The following is a 13116-nucleotide window of genomic DNA, read 5'->3' as shown; positions in this document are numbered from 1 at the left end:
TAAATTTGCACGCCTTAAATAACTATTATTTAATGCACATTAATTATTAACTAAAGATTAGGCATGAAAAAAAGTTTATTGATTTTTTTATTCGGAATTTTTTCTGCGTTTACAACTTATGCTCAAGAAACTATTGTTAAAGGTAGTGTACTTGATGGTACAACAGGAGAACCTATTCCAGATGTAACAATTACCATTGAAGGAACGTCTATTATGACCTCTACTGATGCTAATGGTGAATTTCAATTTAAGACGATTGTTCCCTTAGGAGAACAGGTTCTTAAAATCGAAAAATTAGATTACGTTACAAAACGTTATCCTATTGTTGTAAACGAAGGTCAAACCGTTGATATTAGCGGAATGACATTAGAATACGATTCTAGCGATAAAAAAGATTTGTTTATTATCTCTATCTCAGATGATAATTTAAACAGTGAAGATGATGGTTTAACAGATAACGTATCTGGTTTACTTCAATCATCTAGAGATGTATTTTTAAATGCTGCTGCATTTGATTTTAGCGCCACATTTTTTAGACCTAGAGGTTTAGATAATGCTAATGGTAAAGTACTTATCAATGGTGTGGAAATGAATAAGCAGTTTAATGGTAGACCACAATGGGGAAACTGGGGTGGAATTAATGATTTGCAGCGTAACCAAGTATTTACTATGGGTATGTCTGCAAACGATTACACCTTTGGTGATCTTGCAGGTACAAACAATATTATAATGAGAGCTTCCAAATATAGACAAGGTGGACGTGTATCGTATGCAAGTGCAAACAGAAGCTATACTGGTCGTATTATGGGTAGTTATAGTACTGGTCTAATTGATGGTGGCTGGGCGTTTTCCGTACTGGCATCAAGACGTTATGGTGATGAAGGGTTTATAGATGGTACACTTTATGATTCCAATTCATTTGTAGCTGTTATTGAAAAACAATTAGGTGATAATCATAGTCTTAACTTTACATCTATTTATGCTCAAAATAGACGTGGACGTTCTACAGCAATTACCGAAGAGGTAGAAAACCTTAAGGGAAGAGAATACAATCCATTTTGGGGAGAACAAGATGGTGAAATTAGAAATTCAAGAATTAGAGAAATTGATGAACCAATCTTAATGCTAAATCATTTTTGGGACATTTCACCAAAAGTAAAATTAAATACTAACGTAGCCTACCAGTTTGGTGAAATTGCAAATTCAAGAATAGATAATAATGGTTCTCGTTTAGATGCAATAAATAATGGACAATATGGAGGAGCTCGTAATCCTACTCCAGAGTATTACCAGAACTTACCTAGTTATCATCTTGATGATCCTAACCCAACAGCTTATGATTATCAATTAGCGTATTTGGCACAGCAAGAATTCATTAATGATGGGCAATTAGATTGGAATGAACTTTATTATGCTAATTCTATAAATAATTATTCTGTATATGCACTTCAATCTGATGTGATAGAAGACAAACAATTATCTTTGAATACTATACTTGATGCAGATTTGGCCGATAATATTAGATTAAATGCTAGTATACGTTATAGAACATTAAACAGTCAAAACTATGCACGTATTGACGACTTATTAGGAGGACCTGGTTATTTAGATATTGATTCTTTTGCTGAACAGCAAACTGGACAGCAAGAGTTGGGAGAAGCACAGAGTGATATTAGAAATCCTAATAGAGTCGTTACAGAGGGAGATCGCTATAAGTACAACTACGATATAGACTCAGATGTTATTAGTGGTTTTGCTCAAGTTCAATTCAAATACAATAAGATAGATTTTTATGCAGGCGCAAATATTTCGCAAACTACATACCAAAGAGATGGAAAGTATGAAAATGGCTTTTTCCCTGGTCAAGGTTATCAAGAGGGTTTTGGTGATATTAGTTCGTTTGGTAAGAGTGAAAAATTAGAATTTTCAAATTATGGTGTTAAAGCTGGTTTTACCTATAAAATTACAGGAAAACACTTAATCGATGTTAACGGAAGTTATTTTACTAAAGCACCAAACATTAGAAACTCATTTGGTAATGCAAGACAAAGTAACCAAACCGTAATTGGATTAGAAAGTGAGAAAATTCAATCTGTTGATGCTAGCTATATCTTTAGATCACCAACTTTAAAAGCTAGACTCACTGGGTTTTATTCAGGATTTCAAGATGGTACAGATATAGGTTTCTTCTTTACTGAAAATTCAAGTAATTTTGTGCAAGAAGTACAGACTAATATAGAAAGACGTCATATTGGTGCTGAGCTAGGAATTGAAGCTCAAGTTACACCAACTATTAAATTAAAAGCTGCGGCTTCAGTTGGCCAATATACGTTTGCAAACAATCCAGATTTATATTATACAGCTGCAGATTTTGAAAATATAAATGGAGACAAAACCGTTTTAACTTATGGTGATGGAACAACTGCTTTAAAAGATTTACATGTATCTGGTGGACCTGAACGCGCATTTCAAATAGGATTTGAATATCGCGATCCAGATTACTGGAACATTGGTGTAACATCTAACTTCTTTTCTAATGCTTATGTGGACGCGAGTGCTTTAAAACGGTCTGCTTCATTTACTCAAGATGTTGATTTAATCCCTACTGATCCTATTTCTGGTAACGTAATTGTTCCTGAAAATGGTAACTTTAGTGGTTATACAATTAATGATTATGATGAAAACGTTGCAAAAGAATTATTAAAACAAGAACAATTTGATGACTATATGTTAGTTAATATAGTAGGTGGAAAATCTTGGAAAGTAGGTGATTATTTCCTAGGATTTTTTGCAACAATCAACAACGTCTTCAATCAAGAGTACAGAACTGGTGGTTTTGAACAATCAAGACGTGTAGATTACAGAAGCCAACTCGATGAACAAAATAATGATAATGGTCCAGTATTCGGAAATCGTTACTTTTTTGGTAACGGTACAACATACTACCTTAACGTGTACGTAAGATTTTAAAAAAAGCTATTGAATAACAAAATAAAACATTAAAAATGAAAACTTTAAAAATTAATAAATTAATACTGCTACTTATAGGTTTAGTAGTAGTTAGTAGCTGTGTTCAAGACGATGATTTTGACACACCAAACTTAACATTTCAAGAACCAGATATTACAGATGTAAGAACAATAGCGTCTTTAGCTGGTGACTTAGCACAAGAACAAAGTGCCAATGATGGTATCTTTGAACCTCAACCCTTAAATTATTCAAATGAATCTGATGTAGTTTCATATGAGTTTAATGAAGATGATGAGTATATTTCTGGATATATCGTATCATCTGATGAAGCTGGGAACTATTTTGAAGAATTAATTATTCAAGATGACTTTGAAAACCCAACTATTGGGATCAAACTTCTTATCGATGTAAACCCACTATTCACTAAATATGAAGTTGGAAGAAAAGTGTTTATAAAAATTAATGGTTTAGGCGTAGGGATTACTAATGGTGTATTGACACTTGGAGCCATAAATGGTAGTGAAGTAGACAAAATTCCTATGTCTCAAGAAACTGCAGTCATTCAAAGATCTAATGAAGTCGCTACCATTGTTCCATTACCTTTGGCTTTTTCTGAATTTTCTAATGATAAAACAAATTTAATGGTGCAATTGCAAGATGTTCAGTTTAACAGAAACCAAGTTATTAATGACTCATTTACTTATGCTTCTGGAGAACTAGATCAATTTGATGGAGAACGTATTTTAGAGAGTTGTGCGACTTCATCATCTGTGATATTTAGCACAAGTACTTTTGCTGATTTTAAAGGCTTAACTTTACCTTCAGGACAAGGTAACATTAATGCTATTTTATCTAGAAATTTTGAAGGTGATGCTTTTATAGTTTCAATAAATACTCCCGAAGACATTAATTTTGGTGGTGAAGAAAACAGATGTGATCCAGATTTCTTTGAGTGTACTACTCCTTCTGGTGGTGGTTCTAATATTTTCTTTGAAAACTTTGAAGGGTTTGGCAATTATACTTCTGAAGGATGGACAAATATTAATGTGAGTGGTACTGACACAGATTGGTTTATCAGTAGTTTTAACAATAATAACTATTCTCGTATTTCTGCTTTTAACTCTAATAACTCTGAAGCTGATGTATGGTTGGTAACTCCAGATATCGATTTAGACGCAACTACTGGTGAAGAATTATCTTTTAAATTAGAAGCAGCATATGATACTGGAACTATTTTAACTGTTTTAATTTCTGAAGACTATACAGGAGATGTGACTACTGCAACATGGCAAGTATTAGATGTTACAATTCCAGTTGGTCCTTCCAATGGTTTTGGAGGTTTACAACCTGTTGGCCCTGTTAATATTTCTTGCTTAAATGGTACTGTCAATGTAGCGTTCTTTTATGAAGGTTCAGATCCTAGTGCAACTACGCGATATCACTTAGATGACGTAAAAGTTACAGGCAACTAATTTATTAAACTTTAAAATTAGAAGCCACATCTTAAATAGATGTGGCTTTTCTTTTATCAAACTGTTTTATATGACAACATTTGATTCTATTTTTTTTAGCGTTTTTAAACACTATAAAACAACGTACAAACAAAAAGCCAATAGTATTGCTATTGCTTATCTTTCGCTCTTGCAAATCGCCTTAATTTTAGTTTTAGGCGTATTCTTCTCTATCTTTTTAGAACAAATACACGTCAATACATTTTCAGCATCTAAAGGATGGACGCTATTTATAATGACAAGCATCTTTATTTACTTTAGAAATTGGATTGTATACAGTGGTAGAAAACGAAAAGTATTAAATGCTAAAACTAATAAAAGTAAACAAACAACTTATAGTATTTGGTTATTATGGTTGCTATTATTGGGCTGTATTTCTTTAGCTGTTATTTTATTAAACGCATAAAAAAAAGCCTCTATGTATAGAGGCTTTTTTTATGGGTATGATCGTTATTAATTTTCTCTTTGGATATAAATCCAAGCGCTTCTTGTTTTACCATTTTGATATTCCATAGTATAGAAATATGTACCAACTGGCAATTCATCACCATCATCTGTTTGCCCAAACCATTCGTTAGTATAATTCTTTTTAGAATATACTAAGGTTCCATTTCTATTAAAAATTTCCAATTTGGTAACTCCATAACTACTTAAATCAAAGGTATCATTAATCATATCTCCATTTGGAGATATTCCTTGAGGTATCACACAGTTTTCTAATTCAATCACAGTAATGGTTTCTTCATTTGAACAACCAGTATCATTAAATACTACTTCAATGGTATAATCACCAGCTTCAAGAACTGGAAGTGTCAATCCATTTTCATCTGCTATTAAACCGTTATCTAAATACCAATTGATAGTGACTTCACTTTCATTATAGTTTTCAGGTGTTGCCGTAATTGTAATTGGTGATGTTGCATTAGGACATACTTCATAATCAATAGTATCTGTAAATGTTGTTTCAGGTTCTGTACCAATAACCAAGTCAAAACTGTTAGTTACATAACAATCAGGATTAATTATTGTTTCAACTCTAACAAATACAGTTGCTCCCGAACTATCATATGGACTAGCTAAAGCTCCTGTAGCGCTATCTGCATCAGCTTGAGAAGTATGATATGTTACAATAAACTGTGATGCATCTTGACCATTTAATACTTCTGTATCATGATTAAAAAGATCAAAAGAGGCAATACCATCGTCATCATTATCACATCCAATGAGCTCAACACTGTTGGCAGTATGTGTCGGACTTGAAATAGATAGTGTAAAACTCGTCGTTTCAAAACAACCTGTACTATTATCTTCAATTCTTACATATATTGTTTGAGGGTTAGAAGTATTGATATAAGGCGACATTAAGCTATTGCTTCCTGAGTCGGCATTGGTTTGAGACTCATGATAGGTAATTGTAAAATCAGCAGCATTTTGTGTTCCCAGGACAACACTATCGTTATCATTTAAATTAAATGCAGCTTGATTAGTCGTAGAACATTCTGAAAGGTCATCTGGAGTATTTGCTATAACTGGGTTAGGTAAAAACTCAATTAACACTTCATCATCAATAATACAAGTAGGTGAAAAAATAATTTGAACAGTATATGTCCCTTCTTCAGTAACGGTAAGTGTAGACCCTATCTCTCCATCAATAACAAAACCATCTTTATACCATACATGATTGACATTTGGAGCTGAAGTATCTAAAATAATCGGTTCATCTTCACAAACTGCATTTCCACCTGCAATTGTGATATCACCACCTAAATCTACTTCTCCAATATCAAAACTACCTGCTTTTAAATAAACTCCTGAATCCCAAGAACTATCTCTTGCATCTGCTATAACTAGTTTTATGTGGTATGTTTCTCCAATATTTACAGGAGAAAAAGCGGTAAACACTGCTGTTCTACCATCAAATGAAATTGGAGGTAAGTTATCAGGTATATACTCTCCAAAATATTGCTCGTTTATAGCAGGACAAGATCCATTATCTGGATGAATGTTAGTCACTAAAATTGGGTCTGTAGTTCCTGGCACAACTGCGAGATTGGTAGTTACACCAGCTTCATCTGTCAATAAGAATGCAAAAGCATCTGAGAAATCACATTCAAAAGTACCCATATCATATTCTTCAGAAGCCATAAGAAAATCAAAACTCAATTCATTATTTAATGGTACAAAATCAAACTCGACAATGGTAGCATTATTAGAATCTTCTCCTATCAAGCCTTCTAGAAAAGGATCTCCTGGCCATGCAGTACTTCCTGATGATACAAAATTAGTATTTGGTCCAGCAGCTTGGCTAGCATCTCCTGTGGTTAATAATAATCCTTCTTCAAATGGGAAGCCACCATCTGGATTAGAAAAATAGCCAATACCATTATCTTCTCCAAAATCGGTACCTGTTGAAAAGGTAATATTTGAGATTTGGGCACAAGGACTGTTAATTAGCACTTCTTCAACTAATTGTGTAACAGTATAAGTCGATTGATCTACAAGTACATTTCCAGAGCCAGGTCTAATACATAAATCAAACGTATAATCAACTGGTTCATTATCTGCTGAAAACACTCTAACGTAGTAAGTATTTCCTATAGTTAATACTGGTGTTACACTTGCTTCGGCATCAGAACAATACAATTCTACAGGACCATTACAAGTGCCTTCGTAAACAGCATGATCTATGTTTTCAAAGAAACCTCCACTATCAATATTTAGTAAAGAAATAATTTGAATATCGTTTAATGCTGTAAATTCAAACCATACATCATCATCAGCATCACCTGTACAACTTCCATTAGGTACACCAGAAGGTGTAGCTTCCAATAAAGTTCCTGAAGTTATTAATGCACAACTATCATCAGCATTAACCTGAGCAACAGTGGCATTACACGGATTGTCATTATCAGGCGGACAAGCCAATAACTGAATTGCTGAGCTGTTGATGACACAATTCACATCTTGATTATTACTCAAAGTTATAATTACGTCTACTCCAAAAGGAAATGGACCTACTTGATAAACTCCTGTAGTCAAGACATCGTCAACAGTTGTTGTATCAATATTATTAGAAATTGTTAATGACGTTGCATCACCTAAAGTTGAAACGTTAACGTCAACTAAAAACTGTTGACCGTTATCACAATCATCAATAACTTGGTAAGTTGCTGCTGGATTGATACATGTAGCACATGCCACAGTGAAATCTACACCATCAGGAAATGCTCCAGATTCACAACTTACTGAACCATCTGATGTAATTTGTATAGTAATAGTATCTCCTGGCGATTGAAATGTTAAGCCTGATATATCTCCATCATTTCCTTCTCCATTATAAATTTCACCTTCAGGTGTTCCACTTCCATCTGTAACTAATAAGAAATCGAATGGATCTCCTTCTATTTCTCCTGAATTAATTGTTAAATTAAGAGGTGATCCGTCTGAACTTGTATATGTTAAAGTAACTGAGTCGTTATTACCATAACATAGAAAACCTGCTACTGGTCCTGAAGCACAATCCACTACTGTATCTAAACATAGTTCTTGAGTTAGTGCGTTACTTGATACTTCACAATTTACATCATCATCATTACTAGCTGTAATGATTACTGGAGTATTATTAGCATAAGGACCAAAAGTTAAGACTCCTACTGCACTTGTTGTTTGTGGTGTGCTTCCTTGATTATCTGATACAGTTAATGAAGTTGCTGAACCTAAATCGGTAACATCTACATCAACAAAAAATTCTGGACCAACAGCACAATTTGAAACAACACTGTAAGATGCTACGGGATTTACACATGTTGCACATGCTACGGTAAAATCTATACCATCAGGAAATGCTCCAGATTCACAACTTACCGAACCATCTGATGTGATTTGAATTGTAATGGTATCACCAGGTGATTGAAACGTTAATCCTGATATATCACCATCATTTCCTTCTCCATTATAAAGTTCACCTTCTGGTGTTCCACTTCCATCTGTAACTAATAAGAAGTCATATGGAGCTCCTTCAATTTCGCCTGTGTTAATTGTTAAATTAAGAGGTGATCCATCTGAGCTTGTATATGTTAATGTTACTGAATCATTATTACCATAACACAATGATTCTGTTATTGGTCCTGCTGTACAATCTACTACTGTATCTAAACAAAGTTCTTGAGTAAGAGTACCACTCATCAATTGACAATTTGCATCATCATCATTAGTTACTGAAATGACAACTGGAGTATTATTTGCATATGGTCCAAAAGTTAATATTCCTGCTGCACTTACTGTTTGTGGAGTACTAGCTTGATCATCTGAAACAGTAAGTGATCCGGCAGAACCTAAATCTGTTACATCTACATCAATAAAAAATTCTGGAGCAACAACACAATTTGAAACAACAGTATAGGTTGCTTCTGGATCAACACATGTATTCTCTGTTATAGTTAATGTATAAGCAACAGATTGTGGAGGTGCCCATGTTGATATCACGATATAGTAGGTTTGACCACCTGTTACCGAGAAGTTATCAATTAAAATATCATCTGTAGAGAATGCATTAACAGCACCTGTTTCGCACTCTATCCCTATGTTAGCACAATCTGTATATATAAAAGCACCTGCATAGTTAGCCGAGAGATTTGATAATTCAATATCTATAGATGTATCTGCTGTTGGTGAATATGCGTATACAACATCATCTCCATTGAGATAGCCAGATCCTGAACCACAATCCGTTCCTGCTGTACCACTATAATCATCTCCATAATTTGAAGTATCATCTGTGGTAACATATGGCAATGGAGTAGTAACCGTTATAGCAGATTCACAAAGCTCTCCTGGGCCACCTATTCTATATCCAAAAGGTCCAACCCAAATACTTGTTCCATCGGCACCACAATCTGCTTTAATATAAAATTCATAATTAGTGCCTTCCGTTAAACCTGTAACTGTGTAAGGTGTCGTCAATACTGGAATTCCTGAGTCAGCATCAGTAGGCACAGGACCTCCTGCAACTTGATTAATAATTTCCCAAGCGGTTTCAGTGCCTCCTGCAATCCAACTTAAATCTGCAGTAGTTGAAGTTAAATTAGTAGCATTTAAGCCTGAAGGAAAATTACAAGTAGAATTATATACCTGAACATTATCAATCAACCAGTACCATGCCCAAACATTACCGTCATTATATGTAAAACGTATTTGCATTGCTGCATTAGAATAAGCCGTAATATCAATATGCTGCTCATCTGGATCATTAAACGCTCCTATTGTTGCGGTTTGATTCAATACTTCTATCCAGTTAGTACCATCAAAAACTTCTACAACAGCAAAATCTGCTCCTATGTTTTGATAAAACTGATCAAAATCTAAGAAAAGTGCTGTAGCTCCAGTAGTGTCAAATGCTGGCGAAGTAAGCGTTTCAATAAGTTCTGCTCCTGCTCCATTAGCATCACTATCAACAATAGCAGCATTGGAGCCATTTAAACTATTAGCGCCTCCTTGTTGGCCAGAAACCCATGAATCTCCTGTAGCACCTCCTGCATCAGTTATTGTCCATGTCGCAGGAATTTCAGTATCAAAATTTTCTTGAAGATATGTTTGTGCCTTCAAACTAGTTGAAAGTATAAACAGCATACCTATAAATATAATTTTTTTCATTTGATTTAATTAAGGTGGTTAATCATTTTCTCTTTCTATAAAGCATAAAAAGCCCTGTAATAAAACAGAGCTTTATGGTTAGTTGTTAGTCATGATAAGTACTAATTATTTTGCTTGTGGTCCTCCACTAACAATGATAAATTCTGATCTTCTATTCATTTGATGATCTTCTTCTGAGCAATTTGAACCACAATCTACTTTTGGTTCACTTTCGCCTTTACCCATTCCAGATATTCTAGATTTATCTATTCCTTTAGAAATCACATATTGAACCGTTGTTTTAGCTCTTCTATCTGATAATCTTTCATTGTATGATGCCGAACCTCTATTATCTGTGTGAGATGTTGCGTTAATAACCATTTCTGGATATTTATTCATAACCTGTACCAATTTATCTAATTCAAAGGCTGCTTGAGCTGTTATATTTGATTTATCGAAATCAAAATAAATTGGATTAAGATTTACTGTTTCTGGTCCTACAATAACTTCAATAGGTTCTAGCATTATTTGAACTTTCTCTTCTTCATTTTCAGAAGCATTGATTGTTAATTTTTGACTCACATAGCCATCCATAACAACTTCTAATGCGGATTCCTTTCCAGCTTCAACGATAAAATCAACGGTACCATCAGAATTAGTTACTTTAGATAAAACTTTATTTCCCTGATCGTCATACAGGGTCACACTTGCTGCGTTTACTGGTTCTCCTGTTTCAGAATCTACTACAGTTCCAGCGATTAGTACATCATTTAATGGTTGTAATCGTTTTATAGCATAAATATCATCACTCCCTAAACCACCATCTCTGTTTGAAGAAACAAATCCTTCTTTAGTTTCTTCGTCTAAATTGAAAGCAAAATCGTCTGCATTGCTATTAATTGGAATACCAATGTTACGTACTGGTCCTGTTTTTCCATCGACAACTTTGGTATGAAAGACATCAAGACCTCCTAAACCTAAATGACCATTAGAAGAAAAGTATAGGGTGTTATTACTACTGATAAAAGGAAACATTTCTTGTCCTTGAGTATTAACTTTTTGACCTAAGTTCATCGGCTCTCCTAGAGAACCATCGTCGTTAATATCTACTTTATATATGTCAAACATTCCAAAACCACCAGGCATATCGGAAGAAAAGTATAATGATTTACCATCTGGACTTACAGACGGGTTTTTAACAGAATAGTTTTCGCTATTGAGATCAAATCCTTCAACATTACTCCAAGTACTTCCTGATTTTGTAGCTTTAAAGAGGTGTAATAAGCTGTATCTTACTTTTGTAATAGAATCTTTTTCGTATTCTTTTTCAAAGTAACTTTCTCTTGAAAAATACATGGTTTTACCATCAGGTGAAAATGACACAACTCCTTCATGATATTTTGTATTCACCTTATCTTCAACCATTGTGGCTGCCTGGTAAGTTCCATCGTCATTTTTTGTTAGCTCATAAATATCTAAAAATGGTTCGTCATTCCACCCATAAGTTCTACGTGATGTGTTTCTTGCAGAAGTGATATAAAGTTTTCCGTTTTTTAAAGTTCCTCCAAAATCTGAATATTTTGTATTAAACCCTAAACTTTGAATATTAAACTTTTTACCTTTTTCTAAAATTTTTGGTAAATAATCTGGATTGTTAGTATAAGCTATAGCACGATCATCACTTGGACGCATTTTAGCAAACCTTTGCATCCATTCATTTGAAAGTTCGTATTTTCCATTAGCTTTTAGCATTTCTACGTACTTAATTATTAATTCTGGATCTTGAGATGTTTCAAGTGCTTTATAGAACCATTTTTCAGACTCTTCAGAATTATAAACATTGTAATAAGATAATGCTAATTGCTTGTATATGTATTCACTTTCGTCACCATCTTCGACTAATTTATTATATTCTTCAGCTGCCTTAACAAATTCTAATCTATTAAAATGCTTATCAGCTTTTTTAGTTTTTCCACTCTGTGCAGTTAAGCTTAAACTGCTTATAAGAGTAATAATTATTAGTATTCTTAAATTTTTCATTTTATTTAGCTTAAATGGATTAGAAATATCTTGGTGAACGTGAAACTTTTCTTGGGAAGTTCAAATCAAATAACAGCATGAATTCGTGTGATGCAGGAGCATATTTTTTAATATCAGAAGTAATAGCATCGTATGCGTATCCAATTCTTATAGTTGGAGTTATTGCAAAGTTAACCAGTCCTGAAAACGAATCGTCTAATCTGTAAGAACCTCCTATTTCAAATTTCTCAAAAAACAAAGCGTTTAAGTTAACATCATACGACGTAGGGGCATCAAATGACGACTTTACTAAAAATGAAGGTTTTAACTTTGTATTAGGAGATAATTGAAACACGTAACCACCTGTTAAAAAATAATGTGTTGCTTCAGTACCTAAATTATAACCGTCTGCATCTAAGTGTACCGAATTTAAAATATTAGGCACTGAAAAAGATAAGTAATAATTATCTGTATAATAAAAGAATCCAGCACCAACATTAGGAGTTGTAGAGTTAATGTCCTGAAATAAAGGGTCAGTCTCATCTATTAAATCTATACCATTCAATCCAATATCGTGAAATGTAGCACCTGCTTTAATACCAAATGCTAAACGGTGTGCTCCTCCTAATCGTAATGTGTAAGAAAAATCTGCGTATGCATTTGTTTCTTTTACAGGACCTATTTGATCTGCAATTACAGACAAGCCTATTCCTACTTTTTCACCAACAGGAAGATGACCAAAAAACGTACCTGTTTCTGGAGCACCATCAATACCTGTCCATTGGGTACGATATAATAATCCAAACGAAAGGTTTTCTCTAGATCCTGCATAAGCTGGATTAATCACATTCATGTTGTACATGTACTGTGTATATTGTGGATCTTGCTGTCCATACATTTGTGTTGCAATGAGAAATACAACAATAATATAAAGTTTTTTCATCTGATAATTTTTAGTTGTTTTTTAGTTGTTGGATTAAATTTG

6 protein-coding genes are annotated in these 13116 nt (G+C 33.8%); 3 read left to right on the top strand and 3 right to left on the bottom strand.

From position 1 onward, the window contains the following. The first annotated feature begins 63 nt into the window (after positions 1–63). The 3 genes from ACRHNM_RS02550 to ACRHNM_RS02540 all read left to right on the top strand — a co-directional run bounded on the left by ACRHNM_RS02550 (position 64) and on the right by ACRHNM_RS02540 (position 4887). Positions 64–2970 (top strand): carboxypeptidase regulatory-like domain-containing protein, encoded by a 2907-nt coding sequence (locus tag ACRHNM_RS02550; RefSeq protein WP_431133328.1) that lies wholly within the window; start codon positions 64–66, stop codon positions 2968–2970. A 35-nt stretch (positions 2971–3005) separates the two neighbouring features. After that, entirely contained in the window at positions 3006–4442 is a 1437-nt protein-coding gene (locus ACRHNM_RS02545) for a DUF5689 domain-containing protein (RefSeq protein WP_431133326.1), read from the top strand. A 70-nt stretch (positions 4443–4512) separates the two neighbouring features. Continuing rightward, complete coding sequence (locus tag ACRHNM_RS02540; protein ID WP_431133324.1) at positions 4513–4887, top strand: hypothetical protein; 375 nt, start codon at positions 4513–4515, stop codon at positions 4885–4887. 47 nt (positions 4888–4934) lie between these two features. Here the strand turns inward: ACRHNM_RS02540 and ACRHNM_RS02535 are convergent, their stop codons facing one another. The 3 genes from ACRHNM_RS02535 to ACRHNM_RS02525 all read right to left on the bottom strand — a co-directional run bounded on the left by ACRHNM_RS02535 (position 4935) and on the right by ACRHNM_RS02525 (position 13074). After that, entirely contained in the window at positions 4935–10133 is a 5199-nt protein-coding gene (locus ACRHNM_RS02535; RefSeq protein ID WP_431133322.1) for a choice-of-anchor L domain-containing protein, read from the bottom strand. Between the two features lie 105 nt (positions 10134–10238). Further along, complete coding sequence (locus tag ACRHNM_RS02530) at positions 10239–12152, bottom strand: OmpA family protein (protein WP_431133320.1); 1914 nt, start codon at positions 12150–12152, stop codon at positions 10239–10241. A 19-nt stretch (positions 12153–12171) separates the two neighbouring features. Next, positions 12172–13074 carry a PorP/SprF family type IX secretion system membrane protein gene (locus tag ACRHNM_RS02525; RefSeq protein ID WP_431133318.1) on the bottom strand — a complete coding sequence of 301 codons (903 nt, stop codon included), beginning with the start codon at positions 13072–13074 and terminating at the stop codon, positions 12172–12174. Positions 13075–13116: the final 42 nt, after the last annotated feature.

Source organism: Psychroserpens mesophilus (genome assembly GCF_050617655.1).
Lineage (GTDB): Bacteria > Bacteroidota > Bacteroidia > Flavobacteriales > Flavobacteriaceae > Psychroserpens > Psychroserpens mesophilus_A.
The sequence above is the reverse complement of the archived record's forward strand: the minus strand, read 5'-3'. Positions and strand labels throughout refer to the sequence as shown.